Source organism: Sphingomonas sp. CARO-RG-8B-R24-01 (assembly GCF_022662295.1).
Classification (GTDB): Bacteria; Pseudomonadota; Alphaproteobacteria; order Sphingomonadales; family Sphingomonadaceae; genus Sphingomonas.
Window position 1 is genome coordinate 145,430 of sequence record NZ_JAKNQI010000007.1, and the last position, 18,169, is coordinate 163,598.

Consider the following 18,169-nt stretch of genomic DNA (forward strand, 5'->3'; position numbering starts at 1 on the left):
GGTTGATCCTGCCCGGTTCGCCCAGGGAGCGACTGGACGCCCCGCAGCGGCCTCCGTTCCCCAATGGCGCTTCCATCTGGCGGCCCTCTCGGCCGTCGCGGTTGCGCTTCTGGCGCTGTTCTGGCCCGATATCGAGAGCCTCGCGCATATCTGGTGGACGAGCACGACATTCGGGCACTGCCTGTTCATCGCGCCGGTGGTGGGATGGCTGGTGTGGCAACGGCGCGCCGGGCTCGCGCGGATGCGACCCGCCGCATGGACGCCCGGATTGCTGGTCGTCGCGCTGGGCGGGTTCGGTTGGCTGGTCGGGGATGCCGCAGGCGTGGCGCTCGCACGGCATCTGGGGATCGTCCTGATGCTGCAGGGAGCGGTGGTCACGATCCTCGGCCCGAACGTCGGCCGCGCTTTGCTCTTTCCGCTGGCCTACGCCGTGTTCCTCGTACCGTTCGGCGAGGGGATGGAGGGACCGCTCCAGACCGCGACCGTCGCGATGACGATGGCGTTGCTGCATCTGTTCGGGGTTCCGGCGACGGTCGACGGCGTGCTGATCACGATCCCAAACGGCTATTTCGAAGTGGCGGAGGCCTGTTCGGGCGCGAAGTTCGTCATCGCCATGGTGGCCTATGGAACGCTGGTCGCGAATGTCTGCTTCGTTTCCTGGCGCCGCCGGCTGGCCTTCATGGCTGTAGCGCTCGTCGTGCCGGTACTGGCCAACGGCGTACGCGCGTTTGCGACCATCTATGCCGCCTATTGCACGTCCGTGGAACGCGCGACCGGGTTGGATCATATCGTCTATGGCTGGCTGTTCTTCGGCGTGGTGATGGCGGGTGTGCTGGCGATCGGCTGGCGCTGGTTCGATCGCGCCCCGGATGCGCCCGCGTTCGATCCGGCAACCCTCCAGACCGTTCCACGCTGGCGGTGCGATGCGCTACAGGCGGCCATCCTCGTACTGGTGACGGCATCCGCGTTCGTCACCTGGGCCGGCGCAATTGCGCACCGCGCTCAGGCGTTGCCCGACCATATCGCGCTACCGGTGGTGGCGGGTTGGCACCGGGTCGCAGCCAGCACGCGCGCGCCGTGGATGCCGTATTATCCCGGGGCGGATCATTTCCTGTTCGGCCGCTATGCCGATGGGCGGGGGCATCTGGTCGATCTTGCAATCGCAGTTTACGGCAGCCAGCGCGAAGGCAAGGAACTGGTCGGTTTCGGCATAGGTCCCTTGCGGGAGGATGACGTCTGGGTCCGGATCGGCAACGGTCCCGATCTCGCGGGGGGATCGTCTCTTCGGATGGTCGGACCAGGGCGGATCGAACGCGAGGTCGTGACATGGTACCGGGTTGGTGACACGGTGACGCATGCGGGAAGTATGGTGAAATTGGAAACGCTTAAGGCACGACTTCTGGGAGGGCCGCAACGCGGCGTCGCGGTGCACGTCTCGGCCGAACGCAGGGCAGACCAGGATCCGCGGGTCGCGATGACCCGGTTTGCTACGGCGTTGGGGCCGATTGCCGTGCTGGCGGATCGCAGTGCGGGCATGTCCCGCTGATGTGCGGTATTGCCGGGCTCTATTATCCTGCCATGCCAAAACCCGTCGATCCGGCCCGGATCAGGGCCATGGCGGATGCGCAGGCGCATCGCGGTCCGGACGGCGCCGGCGTGTGGACCGCGCCCGGCGTCGGGCTGGGGCATCGTCGGTTGGCGATCATCGATGTCGCAGGCTCTCCCCAACCCATGGCCAGTGCCGACGGTGCGCTGACGATCACCTACAACGGGGAAGTCTACAATTTCGCCGCGGTTCGCGCAGAGCTCGAAGCCGGTGGCGCGGTGTTTCAGACGGCTGGCGATACCGAGGTTCTGCTGCAGGCATGGGAAGCCTGGGGACCGGCGATGCTGCCGCGTCTGAACGGCATGTTTGCCTTCGCCATTCATGATGCGCGGCGCCAGTGCCTGTTCCTGGCCCGCGACCGGCTTGGCGTGAAGCCGCTCCACTACGTCGTGCTGGCTGACGGCGCCCTGGCGTTTTCGTCGGAACTCAAGGGGCTGTTGGCGCATCCTCTGCTTCGGCGTGAGCCCGATATTCGCGCCGTCGAGGATTATCTGGCGTTCGGCTATGTCCCCGACGATGCTTGTATGGTGGCCGGCGTGTGCAAGCTGCCGGCGGGTCACGCCATGCTGATCGAACGCGGCCGGCCGATTCCACTTCCGCAACGCTGGTGGGACGTGGATTTCACGCAGCGGGCGACGGCATCGGCGCGCGATCTGGCAGCCGAATTGCAATCGCTGCTGCGCGACGCGGTGGTTTCGCGGATGGTTTCCGACGTGCCGCTGGGTGCGTTCCTGTCGGGCGGGGTCGACAGCTCGGCGGTCGTAGCGCTGATGTCGGAGGCGTCGCGCGGCGCGGTCCGGACCTGCACCATCGGTTTCGACGAGGCCGGGCATGACGAGCGCCGCTACGCATCGGACATAGCCACGCGCTTTGCAACATCGCATCGCGAACGCGTCGTCGCGCCCGACGACTTCGCCCTGATCGACCGGCTGGTGGACGCGTTCGACGAACCGTTTGCCGATGCGTCGGCGCTGGCGACCTACCGGGTGTGCGAGCTTGCCCGCGAGGATGTGACGGTGGCCCTGTCGGGCGATGGCGCGGACGAGGCGTTCGCCGGCTATCGTCGCTACAAGTTCCAGGCGGCGGAGGAACGCATTCGAAACCTGCTCCCGCCAGTGCTCCGGCAACGGGTCTTCGGCGGGATCGGCCGGCATTATCCCAAGGCGGACTGGGCGCCACGCCCGCTCCGCGCGAAGACGACGTTGCTCGCCCTCGCGCAGGATAGCGCCGAAGCCTATGCCGGTTCGGTTGGCGTCACGACGCGGGCGTTGCGCGCTGCCCTGTTCACCGACGCGGCCAAACGCGCGCTTGCCGGGCACCGTGCCGAGGACCGCTATGTCCGCTCGATGCGGGATGCGCCGGCGCGCGATGCGCTGGACCGGGCGCAATATGCCGATCTCCAGCATTGGCTGCCGGGCGACATCCTGACCAAGGCTGATCGCACCAGCATGGCGGTGGGCCTGGAGGCGCGCGAACCGTTGCTTGATTACCGGCTGGTCGAATTCGCGGCCAGGCTGCCCGCGCGCATGCGGCTTCGGGGCGGGCAAGGGAAATGGCTGCTGAAAAAGTCGTTGGAGCGGTATCTACCGAACGACATTCTCTACCGGCCCAAAATGGGCTTCGTCACGCCGATCAGTGCCTGGTTCCGCGGCCCCCTTGCCGAGGAAGCCGCCGCCTTGGCGAGATCCCGCGTGCTGACGGGCAGTGGCTGGTTCGACCCTGCGGCGATCGCCAAGGTGGCGGAGGACCACCGCTCCGGTCGCGCCGAATACGGGCGCACCTTGTGGCAACTGGTCATGCTCGACCGCGCGATGACGCGCTTGTTCGGCTGACGGATCGAGCGCGGCTGCGGAGCGGCCGGCGACCGCGCGCTACGCGAACACCGCCATCGCAGCATGCAAGGTCAGCGCGACCAAGGCGATCGACGCGCCAAGGAACAGGACGAACCGCACCGACACCTTGTTGATCGTTGCCTGCCACACGCTGTGGGCGACCCGGAGCGCAACATACGCCCAGGCAATCCAGGCGTTCACGCCATTTCCGGTGCCGCTCACGGCAATGACGGTGCAAACGGCATAGAACAGCGTTGGCTGTTCCATCAGATGGTTGTGGTTGTGCGCCTTCCACTGGACCTTGGACGGCAGCCTTCCATCGGCATCCGCTGCCTTGGTTCCGACCAGCGTATTGAGATCGACCCCCGAAGCCCGCATCGCGGGCAGGCGGGTCACGAGCATCCACAGCAGCATCACCAGCGTCCACGCCACCAGCGCGACCATCGGTTTGAGAATTTCGCTGTGCATCATGCCGTACCCCCTGGCCAACAGGCTGCCGCATCGGGTTTCGAAAAGCAACGCTTCCCGTTCGGTCAGCGCCGCCCCATCACCTCACCGATCCAGCGGTCGTACAGATCGGGCCACAGCGACCCGCTTTCGGTCGCGGGCAAGCGTGTTCCGAACCCGTGGCCGCCGCGCAGCAGGAAATGCGCCTCCACCGCGATCCGCGCCGCGCGTGCCCCGGCGAACAGGTCCATCGCATTGGTGAAGGGGACCGTCGGGTCGTCCTGCGCATGGACGATGAACAGCGGCGGGGTTTCGCGCGTGATGTTCCGGTCGCAGGCGTAGCGGCGCTCCATCGCGGGATCGGGATTGGGGCCGAGCAGATTGGCGCGTGATCCGCCGTGGCTGCGCCCGGGATCCATGTTCGACACGGCATACATCAACCCGCCGAAATCCGGACGCGCGGAGACGGCATCGATCGCGTCGCCCCGGCGATAGACCGACGTGTCGAACAGCGTGAGCAGCGATGCCGCGAGATGCCCGCCCGCCGAGAAACCGAGCACGCCAAGCCGGTTGGGGTCGATGCGATAGCGCGCCGCGTTGGCGCGAACGATCCGCATGGCGCGTTGCACGTCCATCAGCGGCGTGTTCGAACGGTCGACCCAGCCTTCGCCGGGGAGACGATAGCTGAGCACGAAGGCGGTGATCCCGCGCGCGTTCAGCGCGGCGGCGACATCGCTGCCCTCGTTGCGGATCGAGGTGAAGCTGTAGCCGCCGCCGGGGCAGATCACGACGGCGCGGCCATCGGGACGCGGGGCACGATACACCCCGATCGCAGGGCGCACGACGCCGCGCATCAACAGGTCGCGATAGTCACCGGGTCTGCCGGTGATGGTCGGACGCTGGAGCGGCTCCGGCGTCCTGGTGCCCGGGGGCTGGCCGGACCACAGCGCGACCGTCTCGCGCGGTGGCCAGACCGGAAGGCCGAACGGGCCGGTGATGCGGGGAGCGTGGGCTGCGGCCGCCGCCGCGGGGGTGGCGGCAGCACCGATCGAAAGGGCCAGGATATTGCGACGATTGTGCATGATACCCAGGCCCTTAGCGGGTTCAGTCGAAGCTTGCACCCCAGCGACGCTTGACGCGGTCCTTCCACAGACCGCGATGATAGGCGTCCGACGCGAGCAGCGGCATGACCGACCCGGCTTCGGCGAACACCATCTGCTCGATCCCGGTGTTGACCTTGCCCCACGAGGCCGCTTCCTGCAGCGTCGAGGACGAGCAGGCACCGTCGCGGACGTCCGCAACCGTGATCTGCACCGCGTACTTGTGGACCTGCACGTCGTCATGCCCAAGGATCTCGGCGCAGACGACCGTGTCCTGGATGAAGTTCTTGGGCACGCCGCCGCCGATCATGAGGAGGCCGGTGACGCCTGCCTTGATCTTGATGTCGGTGAGTTCACGGAAATCGGCGATCGCGTCGAGCACCATATAGGGCTTGCCCTCCTTGGCGCGGTCGACCTGGTGCTTGACCAGACCGAAGCCAGCCGAGGAATCGACGAACGCCGGGCAGAAGATCGGCACGTCATGCTCGTACGCGAGCTTGACCAGGCTGTTTTCCTTCTTGCCGTTCTCGACGAGGTACTTGCCCATCTCGCGGATGAACTCGCGGCTCGAATAGGGGCGCGGCTCGAGCGAATTGGCGATCTCGAGGATCGTGTGGTCGCAATCCTGGAGCTGCTCTTCGTCGATGTACGTGTCGTAGATCCGGTCGATCAGCAGCGAGCGCAGCGTGTCGTCGTCCGGCACTTCGAGCGCCTGATAATGCTTGTGGCCGAGACCCTCGAAGAAATCCATGTCGACGATCGACGCGCCGGTTGCGACGACGCCGTCGATCATGTTGTTGCGCAGCAGCTCGGCATACAGGTCCATGCAGCCGCCCGCCGAGGTCGAGCCCGCAATGACGAGGAAGATCGAGCAATCCTTGTCCGCCAGCATCTGGTTGTAGATGTCGGTCGCGCGGCCGAGGTCGCGGCTGGTGAAGCTCATCTTCTTCATCGCGTCGACGATCGGACGCGCGTCGAACTTGGTGATGTCGATATGCTCGACGGTGGTCGAGAGCAGCTCGGCCTTGCGGTTGGTGTTGAGGACTTCGGTCATGGGGTGATACCCTTTTCAACAGCCGCCGTCGTTGCGGGGACGCGGAAACCCGGAGAGGGGCGGCGCATCGCTGCACCGCCTCCCCGATTCGTATTGATTATGAAATGCCTGTTACAGCTTGACGACGTTCGACGCGACGTGCGCCTCGGTCTCGCCGTACAGCGACACCATCGGTTCGTCGGAGACGATCACCGTCTCGTCCGACCCGAACCCGTTGAACGCGGTCCGCATCGCCGAACCATAGGCACCGAGCATCCCGATCTCGAGATAGTCGCCTGCCTGGACGTCTGCGGGCAGGTAGAACGGCCCCGCCATATGGTCCATGTCGTCGCACGTCGGCCCGTAGAAGCTGAACGCCATGTCCTTCGATCGGCTCTCCGGCTCGCGCAGGAGCTCGACCGGAAAACGCCAGCCGATGTGTGCCGCATCGAACAACGCGCCATAAGCACCGTCGTTGATGTACAATTCGTCGCCGCGACGCTTTTCCACGCGCACCACGATCGAGCTGTATTCGGCGCACAGCGCACGGCCCGGTTCGGCCCACAGTTCCGCCGAATAGCTGACCGGCAGCGATTCGAACGCACGGTGGATCGTCTCGAAGAAATGCTCGAGCGGGGGAGGCTCCATGCCCGGGTAGGACGAAGGGAAGCCGCCGCCGACGTCGATCACGTCGACCGTGACCGCCGCATCGACGATCGCCGCACGAACTCGCTCGATTGCGTTCGCATAGGCTTCGGGCGTCATCGCCTGGCTGCCGACATGGAAGCAGATGCCGAGCGCGTCCGCGGCCTGACGAGCACGGAACAGCAGTTCCTTGGTCTCGCCGGGAGCGGCACCGAACTTGGACGCGAGGCTGAGCTTGGAATGCTCCGACGAGACGCGCAGCCGGACGCAGAGCGTCAGGTCGGTCGCCTGGTCGGTGGCGTCCATGATCTTGTCCAGCTCCTCGATCGAATCGAGCGAGAAGGTGCGGACACCATAGTCGAAGTACGCAGAGCGGATCGCTTCGGGAGCCTTGACCGGGTGCATGAAGCACAGGGTCGCGCCCGGGATCGTCGTCGCGACGAGCCGGACTTCGGCGATCGAGGCCACGTCGTAATGCGTGATCCCCGAGTCCCAAAGGATTTTGAGCAACTCAGGAGCCGGATTCGCCTTGACCGCATACATCGAGCGACCCGGGAACTTCTCAACGAAGAACCTGGCCGCACGCGCTGCCGCGTGAGGACGAACCAGCGTAACCGGCTGAACCGGCCGCTGCTGAGCGATGTCGATACCCGAAACCGAGTTCGAAGGGGTCTTCGCTAACCCCAGCGCGCGATGATGCTTGTGCAACTCAAGGGACCTCCAAGTGGCTTGCGCCGAACGGTGAAAAAAGCTGCCTTGCGGTTGGAAGTCCCATGGGGCAGCGGATGGGCGAAATAGGGTCGCAGTTTTCCAATGTAAAGCGGTTTTGACCCATCGGAGACGATTAGTGACAATTTTAAGACAGCCGACCCGGGCGGGGGTCCGCGATGCGGCCGCCAAGGTGGCGGCGGCAGTGCCGATGACACCGCTGTTAACCGCCACAATACAGGGGGTTACGGTATCTTTCAAAGCGGAAAACCTGCAGCCGATGGGGGCGTTCAAACTGCGGGGGGCATGGCATCGGCTGACCGCGATCGAACCCGATGCGCGCGCACGCGGGGTCGTCGCCTTCTCGTCCGGCAACCATGCGCAGGGCATCGCCTGGGCGGCGCGGAGACTCGCGATGCCGGCGACGATCGTGATGCCCGCCGACGCGCCGAAATCGAAGCGGGACGGGACGCTCGCGCTGGGGGCCGAGATCGTGAGTTACGATCGCGCCACCGAAAGCCGCGAGCACATCGCCGCACGACTGGCGGAAGCGCGCGGCGCGGTGCTGGTGCCGAGCTTCGACGATCCGTGGGTGATCGAGGGGCAGGGCAGCGCGGGTGTCGAAGCTGCCGTGCAGATCGCGGCGCTGGGTCTCGTCTCGCCACGGCATGTGATCGTGCCCTGTGGCGGCGGCGGGCTGGCGGCGGGGATTGCGCTTGCGCTGCCGGATGCGCGGATCATCGTGGTCGAACCCGAGGGTTGGGATGACATGACGCGGTCGCTTGCGGCCGGGCGGATCGAGCCGGTCGGCGATTCGCCGCCGCCCACCGCGTGCGACTCGCTCCAGACGATGCGCGTATCGCCGCTGACGTTCGACGTGCTGTCGCGGCACAGGGCGACCGGTCTCGCGGTGACCGAGGCCGAGATCCGGCACGCGCAACGCTGGGCGGCGGACCGGCTCCGGCTGGTGGTGGAGCCGGGCGGTGCGGTTGCGCTGGCGGCGCTCCTTTCGGGCAAGGTGGCGGTGGAGCCGGGAATGCTGGTGCTGCTGTCCGGCGGAAATGTCGATCGCGCGGCCTATGCCGCGGTGCTGGCGGGTGACGCGTGAGCGGGATCGAGTCGCTCGCACCCGCGATCGCGATGCTCGCGGCATTCGCCTGCCTGATCGGGGGCGTGCGGATGATCTGGCGGCGCAGCGACGGGCGCAAGGGGGTGCTGCTGCTGGTGACGGCGGCGGTGCTGGTGGGGAACGTGGTGATCTGGACGGTTTGACGGACGGGTCACCAACGCCCGTGGCATATTCCCCTTCCCCGGCGAAGGCCGGGGCCCAGGAGGACAGGTTGCCGTAGCGAGCGCAGCGGTACGACTTTTCAGGTCCCACTCCTGGACCCCGGCCTTCGCCGGGGAAGGGCAGTTGGGGGAACTCGCTTTACCCCCGACCAGGCGCATGAGGCGGCTCGATCTCGGGCGGTTCCGCCACCTCGAGCGGCCCCTCCCACTTCGCCACGACGGCGGTCGCAACCGCATTGCCGACGACGTTGGTGCCCGATCGCCCCATGTCGAGAAACTGGTCGACCGGGAGGATCAGCAACAACCCCGCCTCGGGAATGCCGAACTGCCCCATCACTGCCGCGATCACCACCAGCGACGCGCGCGGCACGCCCGCGATCCCCTTCGACGTCACCATCAGCACCAGCAACATCACGATCTGCTGCCCGATCGACAAATCGACGCCGTAAACCCGCGCGAGGAACAGCGTCGCGAAGGTCATGTACATCATCGACCCGTCGAGATTGAACGAATAGCCCAGCGGAAGCACGAAGCTCGCGATCTTGCGCGGCACGCCGAAGCGGTCGAGCGCCTCGAGCGTGCGCGGATAGGCGGCTTCCGACGAGGCGGTCGAGAAGGCGAGCAGGATCGGCTCGCCGATATAGCGCGCGAGCGTCAGCGCGCGCGGCCCGATGATCGCGAACGCCGCGCCGAACAGCAGCACCCACAAAGCCGCCAGTCCGATATAGAAGCTCCCGACGAACAGCCCGAGCGTCCACAGGATGCCCAATCCGTTGACCGCGATCGTCGCGGTGATCGCGGCGAACACCGCGAAGGGGGCCACGCGCATCACGTAATCGGTGATCTGGAGCATCATCGCCGCAAGCGCCTCGGCCCCGCGGACGATCGGCGCGCCCTTCTCTCCGATCGCGGTGAGCGCGACGCCGGCGAAGATCGAGAACACCACGATCTGGATGATCTCGTTGGTCGCCATCGCCTCGACCACCGACGACGGGACGATGTGCGTGACGAAATTGGTGAGGTTGAACGCTTTTTCGTCGAGCCCGACGGTCGCATCGGGGGGCGGGAGCTTGAGCCCGAACCCGCTGCCCGGCGAGACGAGATCGATCACGAATTCGATCCCGTGGAACAGCACCAGGCCCAGCGTCAGCGACACCAGCGAGGCTGAGATAAACCACGCCATCGTCCGCCCGCCGATCCGCCCGAGCGCCTTGATGTCCCCCATGTGCGCGATCCCGACGACGAGCGTCGAGAAGACGAGCGGGGCGATGATCATCTTGATCAGGCGCAGGAAGATCGTCGTGATGATCGAGAAGTAGCTGGCGATCTCCTTGGCGCGCGCGGCCCCCGCGACGCTGCCGTCGACGATCTGCTGGTTGATCGCCCAGCCGACGATCAGGCCGAGCACAAGGCCGATCAAAATGTACAGTGTCAGCCGCTTCGCCACGCTTGGTCCCCGTTGTTCAGCTTTCATCAACGGGAGAAAGCGCGCCCGGTCAAGGTAGACGCGCGTTGCGGGGGGCGTGATGCGCTGTCAGACTGACAGGATGATCCTCAGCCGACGCGCCTTCGCCGCAGCCGCCATCACGGCGCCCTTGCTCTCCGCCAGCGGGGTGTTGCGCGCCGCCGAGCCCGATCTGTCGGGCCTGCGCGACCTGACCGGCGGCACCGCGCCGATCGGGGCGGAGGAACGCCGCGGGCGGCTTGCGCGGGCGCAGGCGCTGATGCGCGCGAACGGGATCGGCGCGGTGCTGGTCGAATCGGGGTCGAGCCTGACCTATTTCACCGGGATCCGCTGGGGCCGGAGCGAGCGGCTGACCGCGGCGATCCTACCGGTCGAGGGCGATCCGTGCATCGTCACCCCGTTCTTTGAGGAACCCTCGGTGCGCCAGACGCTCGGCATCCCCGCCGAAGTTCGCGTGTGGCAGGAGGACGAAAGCCCGCATGCGTTGGTCGCCGGGTTCCTCAAGGACCGCAAGCTGGCGACCCGTCCGGTCGGAATCGAGGAGACGGTGCGCTATTTCGCCGTCGACGGACTGGCGCATGCCTTGCCCGGCGCACGGATCGTGTCGGCCAATCCCGTCGTCCGCGCGGTGCGGATGCGCAAGACCGGGGCCGAGATCGCGCTGATGCAGACCGCGACCGACGTGACGATCGCGGCGTATCGCTGGACGTGGCCGCGTGTCGAGAAAGGGATGAAGCCCGCCGACATCGCCGCGCTGATGAACGCCGCGACGAAGCGGCTCGGCGGCGATCCCGAATTCTCGCTGGTGTTGATCGGCCCTGCCGCTGCCTTCCCGCACGGCAGCAAGGACCCGCAGGTCGTCGCCGACGGGCAGATCGTGTTGATGGACTGCGGCTGTACCGTGCAAGGCTATCAGTCCGACGTGTCGCGCACCTTCGTCTTCGGCAGCGCCAGCAAGGAGCAGCGGACGGTATGGGACCAGGTCCGCACGGGCCAGGCAAAGGCGTTCGCCGCCGCGCAACTGGGGACCCCGGCCGGCCAGGTCGACGATGCCGTGCGCGGCTATTACGAATCGCTCGGCTATGGCCCGCGCTACCGCTTGCCCGGACTGTCGCATCGCACTGGCCACGGGATCGGGATGGACGGGCACGAGCCGGTCAATCTCGTCCATGGCGAAACGATGGCGCTGGTGGAGGGGATGTGTTTTTCCGACGAGCCCGGGCTGTACCTGCCGGGCAAGTTCGGCGTCCGGCTGGAGGACTGCTTCCACGTGACGCGGACGGGCCCGAAATGGTTCAGTGTGCCGCCGACATCGCTGGATGCCCCGCTGGGGTAATTCTGGGGTCAGCTAAGGCGCGGGCCGAACGCTGACCGGTCGCCGTGCCACGTCGCGTCTGCCGCGGCGCGATCCCGTTCGGATGCCGCCGTCTGGCCGAGCGCTCGCAAAACGTCGGCGCGAATGGACAGCGTCACCGGATCGCGCGGCCGCTGCCGCAGCGCGGTCTCGACCTCGCGCAAGGCGTCCTGCGCCTTGCCAGCCGCCAGCAACGCGGCCGCCAGGCTGCGCCGCGGCGAATACCACCAGATCGGTGGGTCGCTGAAAGCCGCCATAGACGGATCCTCGTCGAACCGGGCGGCATCGGCGTAAGCGCGGATCGCCAGATCGTACCGTTGTTCGATCATCGCCGCGCGCCCGTTCAACACCGCCTTGGCGATCCGCATCAAATTCCTGGCCTGGCGGCTTGCGTCCGCGCCACCGATCGGGCCGGCGGCCTTGGGAATCGCGGCCGCCTCCGTTCGAACGGCGCGGGCATCCCCCATTCGAGCATAGGCCTCGCCCCGGGCGTAGTGACGATAGGCGCGCAGATAGCCCATGGGTTCGAGCGGTTCGGGCAGCCCCAGGACCGCTACCGGCTCGGCAAATCGACCCACGGCGGCATAGGCCATGCCCCCCACCATCTGGCCGAACGGCTCTGCGTCGGATCGTCTGGCCAGTCGTCGCAGGACGGGGCCGCTCAACGCCAGGGCGCTTTGGGCATCGCCCGCCAGCAACGCACTACCGACCCCGAAATGGACGTTGTGCGCGTGATAGGGTTGGGTAAAGGCGCCGTCTGGCTCCGGAACCTTGGCCGCCCGCGCGTCTGCTTGGCCGACGGCGACCGCACGAACATTGGCGACCGCGGCGTCCTGGTAGCGGCCGACCCAGTAATAGGTGTGGCTCGGCATATGGATCAGGTGGCTCGCCGCCGGCGCTAACGCGCCCAGACGATCGGCATACCGTTCGGCGCGACCCGGAAAACCGCTCATTTCCGTCGCATGGATGTAGAAGTGGATAGCCGGTGTGAAATCCGGTGTACGCTTCAGCACCGTTTCGAGGAGCGCCACCGCGCGCGGCAGGCCCTGCTTGTCGTCGGCCAACGCCGCCGGAATCATCCAGGCATCGGCGGCAAGGGTCAGAATCTCGTCACTGTCGGGATGATCGCGCGCGATCCCATCCATCGCTCGCGCAAACGCGATGTCCGCCGCGCCCGGGCGGCCAATCCGATAGCGCAGCGCCAGCGCTGCCAGCATCTGACGGTCGAGCAGGGGACCCGTCGCGGCCAGCGGGATCGCGCTGTCGACCAGCTTGCCGAGCTTGACCTGGGTGGCGGCATCGATGGGGTAATTGATGGTCGGCCCCTGCGACCATGCGACACCCCAGCGGCACATGGCGCATTGCGGATCGATCCTGGCCGCTTCGCTGAACGCCGCGGTACCCGCTGCATGGGCGAACGCATGACTGAGTTGCAGCCCGTTGTCGAAGAAGGCCTGGGCCCGGGGCTTGGCGGTTGCGATGACTAGGGCGCCGCTACCGAACCCCGGCATGATCCGCGCCGTGCCGGACGCTATGACGTCATCGCCGCACATGCGGTGCGGCGATGACGTCACTCGGGGCTGCGGCGCTGCGATGTCCTGTGGCGCCGCTTCGCCGATCCCCGATGCGGGCGCGATCATCAGCACGGCAAACGACACGATCGTTGGAAGACGCATGCAAGACCCCTCAGCAGGCGTCGACCCTATCGGAAAATCCACGCCGATCCTATCGCTGAGGCCGCACCGGCACTTGAGATGCGCCGCATACTTGAGAACGCCGTGCGGCTCGCCTAAGCCACCGCGCATGAACCAGCTCCCGATCTCGACCAACGACATTCGTCGCAGCTTCCTCGACTATTTCGCGGCCCATGGGCATGCGAAGATCGCGTCCGCGCCGCTCGTGCCGCAGAACGATCCGACGCTGATGTTCGTCAATGCCGGGATGGTGCCGTTCAAGAACGTCTTCACCGGGCTCGAATCGCGCGCCTATTCGACCGCGACCTCCTCGCAGAAGTGCGTCCGCGCTGGTGGCAAGCACAACGACCTCGACAATGTCGGCTATACCGCGCGGCATCACACCTTCTTCGAGATGCTCGGCAATTTCTCGTTCGGCGATTATTTCAAGGAACGCGCGATCACGCTCGCGTGGAACCTGCTGACGCAGGAATGGGGGATCGACCCCGACCGCCTGACCGTGACCGTCTATCACACCGACGACGAGGCGTTCGACCTGTGGCGCAAGATCGCGGGACTGCCCGAGGAGCGGATCATCCGCATCGCGACCAACGACAATTTCTGGTCGATGGGCGACACCGGGCCATGCGGGCCGTGCTCGGAAATCTTCTACGACCACGGTGAGCACATCTTCGGTGGCCCGCCGGGATCGCCCGACGAGGATGGTGACCGCTTCGTCGAGATCTGGAACCTCGTGTTCATGCAGTTCGACCAGACCGCGGACGGCGCGCGCACGCCGCTGCCGCGTCCGTCGATCGATACCGGCATGGGGCTCGAGCGGATCGCTGCCGTGTTGCAGGGCGTCCACGACAATTACGATACCGACACGTTCAAGGCGCTGATCGCAGCGTCTGCGGCGATGACCGGCACCCCCGCCACCGGCGACACCCAGGCGAGCCACCGCATCATCGCGGATCACCTGCGGTCCGCCGGCTTCCTCGTCGCGGACGGCGTACTGCCGGCGAACGAAGGGCGCGGCTATGTGCTGCGACGGATCATGCGCCGCGCGATGCGGCACGCGCACCTGCTCGGCGCGAAGGAGCCGTTGATGCATCGGCTCGTTCCCGCGCTCGTCGCGGAGATGGGTGCGGCCTATCCGGAACTGGTCCGCGCACAGGCGGCGATCGAGTCCACCCTGCTGCAGGAGGAAACGCAGTTCCGGCGCACGCTCGTCAACGGCCTGCGCCTGCTCGACGAGGCGACGGGTGCAATGTCACCGGGCGCGACCCTGCCCGGCGAAACCGCGTTCAAGCTCTACGATACCTACGGCTTCCCTTATGACCTGACCGAGGATGCCTTGCGCGCGCAGGGGTTCGCGATCGACCGCGTGGGATTCGACAGTGCGATGGCCGAACAGAAGCGCGCCGCCCGCGCGGCTTGGAAGGGGTCGGGGCAGCGCGCCTCGGACGACGTGTGGTTCGACATCGCCGAAGCCAGCGGCGGGACGGAGTTCATCGGCTATAGCGCGGTCGAGGGTGAGGGCGTCGTCGTCGCGATCGTCAAGGACGGCGCGCAGGTCGCGCGCGCCGAACCGGGCGAGACGGTCGAGATCGTCGTCAACCAGACGCCCTTCTATGCCGAAAGCGGTGGCCAGATCGGCGACACCGGCGCACTGACCGCGCCCGGCGTCAATGGCGTGGTCGAGGATACGCGCAAATATCTCGGCCGCGTCTTCGCGCACGTCACGCGCGTGGCGGAGGGCGGTATCGCGATCGGCGACGCGCTCCATCTGACGGTCGATGCGGCACGGCGCGACCAGATCCGCGCCAACCATAGCGCGACGCATCTGCTGCATGAGGCGCTGCGCCAGCGGCTCGGTGCGCATGTCGCGCAGAAGGGAAGCCTCGTCGCGCCCGAGCGGCTGCGCTTCGATTTCTCGCAACCGAGCGCGATCGATCCCGCGCGGATCATGGAGGTCGAGGCGGACGTCAATGCGCAGATCCGCGGGAATGGCGCGGTCGAGACACGGTTGATGACCCCGGACGAGGCGATCGCCGAGGGCGCGATGGCGCTGTTCGGCGAGAAATATGGCGACGAGGTCCGCGTCGTCTCGATGGGGACCGAGCACGGGAGGACCTATTCGCTCGAACTGTGCGGCGGCACGCATGTTCGCGCGCTGGGGGACATCGGCCTGTTCACCGTGATCGGTGAAGGCGCGGTGTCGTCCGGCGTACGCCGTGTCGAGGCGCTGACCGGCGAGGCGGCCCGCGACTATCTGACCGCCCGCGATTTCAAGCTGCGCGAGGCGGCGGCTTCGCTCAAGTCGTCGCCCGACGAAGTCCCGGCGCGTGTCGCCGCGCTGGTCGAGGACCGGCGACGGCTCGAGCGTGAGCTGGCTGACGCCAAGAAGGCGCTTGCGCTTGGCGGCGGGGCCGGGGCGGCAGCGACTGGTCCGGAGCAGGTCGGTGGTGTCGCGTTCCTTGGGCAGGTCGTCGAAGGGCTCGATCCCAAGGGACTGCGCGGGACGGTCGACGAGATGAAGCAGCGGCTCGGGTCGGGGATCGCGATGATCGTCGCGGTGAACGAAGGCCGCGCTTCGGTGGCGGTCGGCGTGACGGCGGATCTCGTCGCGAGCCACAGCGCGGTCGATCTGCTGCGCGTCGCGGTGGCGGTGCTTGGCGGGCAGGGCGGCGGGGGGCGTCCCGACATGGCGCAGGGCGGCGGGCCTGATGGCAGTGCCGGTGCGGCGGCGGTCGATGCGGTGAAGGCTGCGCTGGCGGACGCTGACGGCTGATTGGGGAAGGCGGAGACCGCTGGTCTTGCGCGCAGCCGCTTCCCCGGCGAAGGCCGGGGCCCAGGAGCGGGACGGAAGATTGCTGGCGACAGCGCGCGGTTACCCCGACCGCTACTCCTGGGCCCCGGCCTTCGCCGGGGAGCGGCAAAGGTGGGAGAGCCGGACGGGTGCCGGTGGCGTTCCGATAACAGTTCGCGCGCACTGAAGGCTGGGTAAGGTCAGGCCGGTTCGCGCGAAGGTTAGCTTACCCTACTTCTGCGCTTCCCCGGCGAAGGCCGGGGCCCAGTAGCGAAACGCAAGATTGCTGGCGGAGCCGCGCGGTTACGTCGACTGCCACTCCCGGGCCCCGGCCTTCGCTGGGAAGCAAAGGCCAAGCCCCTAAGCGGCAGGCGTAGCATCCACGCCCCGCCGCCCACGCACCCGCTTCAGCCGCGGCGCGACCGCCATGTCCGCGGCCGCCTTGATCTCCTGCCGCAGTTCATCGCGCTTTTCATGGATCGAAGCTATCACCGGCCCGACCGCGACGCCGAGATCGGTCAATACCGCTTCCGCCAGCTGGAGCGAACTCTCCAGCGTTTCCGGCACCGCATCCGTCGCGCCCGCGCGGTACAGTTCGGCGGCATGCACCGTGTCGCGCGCACGCGCGACGATTGCGAGGTCGGGCACCCAGTTGCGCACCCGCCGCGTGAGCGCGACGCTGAGCACCGGGTCGTCCATCGTAAGGATCAACGCCTTCGCGCGCCCGAGGTTGAGCCGGTCGACCAGTTCCGGTCGCACGACGTCGCCGAACAGCACCGCATAGCCCTCGGCATGCGCGGCGGTCACCACGTCGATGTCCGCCTCGACCGCGACATAGCGCTGGTTGTGGACGGTCAACATGTCGCACACCATCCGCCCGACGCGGCCGAAGCCGATCACGACGGTGCCGGGCCCTTCAGCGGGAATCTCGAGGTCGGCCGCCCGCCCGCTATGCTGCTCGATGCGCTTGGCCCAACGCCGCCCGAGCATCGCGAGCAACGGCGTGATCGTCAGCCCGATCGCGGTGACGGTCTGCCAGAAATTGGCGGTAGGGGCGGCAATCAACTGCGCCTGTCCCGCCGCGCCGAGCACGATCAGCGTCGTCTCCGACGGACTGCCCATCAACACCCCCGTCTCGACCGCCACGCCGCCGCGAATCCCGGCCCAGCGCAGCAAAGCGAAAGTGACCACCGCCTTGACCGTGACGACCGCTGCGATCGCCAAGGCATAGCCCGCCCAGTTCCCCGCGATCGCGCGCAGATCGACGCTCATCCCGATCGTGATCAGGAACACGCCCAGCGCCAAGCCCTTGAACGGCGCGGTCATCACCTCGACTTCGCTATGATAATCGGTCTCGGCGATCAGCACGCCCGCGAGCAACGCGCCGACGATCGGCGACAACCCGGCAGCGGTCGTCGCAAGGCTGGCGACGATGACGACCAGCAGCGAGGCGGCAAGGAACAGCTCGGGGCTCTTGGTCCGGGCGGCCTGCGCAAACAGCTTTGGAAGAATGAAGCGTCCGCCGATGAACAGCGCGCCGACCGTAAGGAACGCAGCGGTTCCGACGCGGGCGAGCCCGGCCCATCCGCTATCCGCCGCCATCGGACCGAGCGCGCCGAGCACGAAGATGATCGGGACGAGCGCAAGATCCTCGAACAGCAACATCGCGAACGCCGTACGTCCGACCGGGCTCGTCGTCCCCGCGATCGGCAGCACCAGCGCGGTCGACGACAGCGACAACGCGATCCCGAGCGCCATCGATCCGGTCCACGGCAAGGCGGTCAGCAGATGCAGGCCGACGCCGAGGATCGCGCCTGCCGCCAGCAATTGCGCGGCGCCCGTGCCGAACACGAGCTGGCGCATCGACCAGAGGCGTTTCAGGGAGAGTTCGAGGCCGATCGAGAACAGCAGCAGCACGATGCCGAATTCGGCGAACGGCTCGATCGAATGCGGGTCGGAAATCGTGACGTAATACAGCCAGGGATAGTCCCGGACGAGCGCCCCCAGCCCGAACGGACCCACGAGCAGGCCGACCAGGATGAAACCGATGACGGGGCTGATCTTGGCCCGCGCAAAGGCGGGAATGACAAGGCCGGCCGCCCCGAGAATGACGAGGGCGTCGCTGAAACCGGCGTTGCTGAGAGCTGAGGGCATCGTAGCATCTAAGCAACATTCGGCGTGCTTGTCAGCTTATGCGCGGCAAG

Annotated in this window: 13 protein-coding genes; 6 read left to right on the plus strand and 7 right to left on the minus strand. The window is 67.1% G+C overall.

Going from position 1 to position 18,169, the window contains the following annotated elements:
* Window positions 1-76: 76 nt before the first annotated feature.
* Both xrtA and L8G49_RS14655 read left to right on the plus strand, forming a co-directional pair.
* Entirely contained in the window at window positions 77-1,546 is a 1,470-nt protein-coding gene (xrtA, locus tag L8G49_RS14650) for an exosortase A (protein WP_242186636.1), read from the plus strand.
* Window positions 1,546-3,438 carry an XrtA/PEP-CTERM system amidotransferase gene (locus tag L8G49_RS14655; protein ID WP_242186524.1) on the plus strand — a complete coding sequence of 631 codons (1,893 nt, stop codon included), beginning with the start codon at window positions 1,546-1,548 and terminating at the stop codon, window positions 3,436-3,438. The genes xrtA and L8G49_RS14655 overlap by 1 nt, the downstream gene beginning before the upstream one ends.
* A 39-nt stretch (window positions 3,439-3,477) precedes the next feature.
* Here the strand turns inward: L8G49_RS14655 and L8G49_RS14660 are convergent, their stop codons facing one another.
* The 4 genes from L8G49_RS14660 to L8G49_RS14675 all read right to left on the minus strand — a co-directional run bounded on the left by L8G49_RS14660 (window position 3,478) and on the right by L8G49_RS14675 (window position 7,371).
* The gene (locus L8G49_RS14660; RefSeq protein ID WP_242186637.1) at window positions 3,478-3,906 is read right to left on the minus strand and encodes an MAPEG family protein; all 429 of its coding nucleotides are present in this window, start codon (window positions 3,904-3,906) and stop codon (window positions 3,478-3,480) included.
* 65 nt (window positions 3,907-3,971) lie between these two features.
* Window positions 3,972-4,967: an alpha/beta hydrolase gene (locus L8G49_RS14665; protein WP_242186525.1), complete on the minus strand. Its 996-nt coding sequence runs from the start codon at window positions 4,965-4,967 to the stop codon at window positions 3,972-3,974.
* 22 nt (window positions 4,968-4,989) lie between these two features.
* Window positions 4,990-6,039 carry a deoxyhypusine synthase gene (locus L8G49_RS14670; protein ID WP_010163671.1) on the minus strand — a complete coding sequence of 350 codons (1,050 nt, stop codon included), beginning with the start codon at window positions 6,037-6,039 and terminating at the stop codon, window positions 4,990-4,992.
* Window positions 6,040-6,150: 111 nt separating this feature from the next.
* Complete coding sequence (locus L8G49_RS14675) at window positions 6,151-7,371, minus strand: type III PLP-dependent enzyme (RefSeq protein WP_242186526.1); 1,221 nt, start codon at window positions 7,369-7,371, stop codon at window positions 6,151-6,153.
* 139 nt (window positions 7,372-7,510) lie between these two features.
* Between L8G49_RS14675 and L8G49_RS14680 the strand changes: the two genes are divergently transcribed.
* The gene (locus L8G49_RS14680; protein ID WP_242186527.1) at window positions 7,511-8,479 is read left to right on the plus strand and encodes a threonine/serine dehydratase; all 969 of its coding nucleotides are present in this window, start codon (window positions 7,511-7,513) and stop codon (window positions 8,477-8,479) included.
* A complete protein-coding gene (locus L8G49_RS14685) occupies window positions 8,476-8,643 on the plus strand; it encodes a hypothetical protein (RefSeq protein ID WP_242186529.1) in 168 nt (55 codons plus the stop codon). The genes L8G49_RS14680 and L8G49_RS14685 overlap by 4 nt, the downstream gene beginning before the upstream one ends.
* Before the next feature lie 157 nt (window positions 8,644-8,800).
* Here the strand turns inward: L8G49_RS14685 and L8G49_RS14690 are convergent, their stop codons facing one another.
* Window positions 8,801-10,108 (minus strand): dicarboxylate/amino acid:cation symporter, encoded by a 1,308-nt coding sequence (locus L8G49_RS14690; RefSeq protein ID WP_242186530.1) that lies wholly within the window; start codon window positions 10,106-10,108, stop codon window positions 8,801-8,803.
* 100 nt (window positions 10,109-10,208) lie between these two features.
* Here L8G49_RS14690 and L8G49_RS14695 point away from each other — a divergent pair, with 100 nt between their 5' ends.
* Window positions 10,209-11,462, plus strand: a complete 1,254-nt coding sequence (locus L8G49_RS14695) for a Xaa-Pro peptidase family protein (RefSeq protein ID WP_242186531.1) — start codon at window positions 10,209-10,211, stop codon at window positions 11,460-11,462.
* A gap of 8 nt (window positions 11,463-11,470) precedes the next feature.
* Here L8G49_RS14695 and L8G49_RS14700 read toward each other — a convergent pair whose 3' ends face one another.
* Entirely contained in the window at window positions 11,471-13,156 is a 1,686-nt protein-coding gene (locus L8G49_RS14700) for a hypothetical protein (protein ID WP_242186532.1), read from the minus strand.
* 127 nt (window positions 13,157-13,283) lie between these two features.
* Here L8G49_RS14700 and alaS point away from each other — a divergent pair, with 127 nt between their 5' ends.
* A complete protein-coding gene (gene alaS / locus L8G49_RS14705) occupies window positions 13,284-15,947 on the plus strand; it encodes an alanine--tRNA ligase (RefSeq protein WP_242186534.1) in 2,664 nt (887 codons plus the stop codon).
* Window positions 15,948-16,325: 378 nt separating this feature from the next.
* Here alaS and L8G49_RS14710 read toward each other — a convergent pair whose 3' ends face one another.
* Window positions 16,326-18,119, minus strand: a complete 1,794-nt coding sequence (locus L8G49_RS14710; RefSeq protein ID WP_242186536.1) for a cation:proton antiporter — start codon at window positions 18,117-18,119, stop codon at window positions 16,326-16,328.
* Window positions 18,120-18,169 lie beyond the last annotated feature (50 nt).

Coding starts and splice junctions, on each gene's coding strand:
- L8G49_RS14655 (WP_242186524.1), top strand. CDS start 1,546: ATGTGCGGTATTGCCGGGCTCTATTATCCTGCCATGCCAAAACCCGTC.
- L8G49_RS14660 (WP_242186637.1), bottom strand. CDS start 3,906: ATGCACAGCGAAATTCTCAAACCGATGGTCGCGCTGGTGGCGTGGACG.
- L8G49_RS14665 (WP_242186525.1), bottom strand. CDS start 4,967: ATGCACAATCGTCGCAATATCCTGGCCCTTTCGATCGGTGCTGCCGCC.
- L8G49_RS14670 (WP_010163671.1), bottom strand. CDS start 6,039: ATGACCGAAGTCCTCAACACCAACCGCAAGGCCGAGCTGCTCTCGACC.
- L8G49_RS14695 (WP_242186531.1), top strand. CDS start 10,209: ATGATCCTCAGCCGACGCGCCTTCGCCGCAGCCGCCATCACGGCGCCC.
- L8G49_RS14700 (WP_242186532.1), bottom strand. CDS start 13,156: ATGCGTCTTCCAACGATCGTGTCGTTTGCCGTGCTGATGATCGCGCCC.
- alaS (WP_242186534.1), top strand. CDS start 13,284: ATGAACCAGCTCCCGATCTCGACCAACGACATTCGTCGCAGCTTCCTC.
- L8G49_RS14710 (WP_242186536.1), bottom strand. CDS start 18,119: ATGCCCTCAGCTCTCAGCAACGCCGGTTTCAGCGACGCCCTCGTCATT.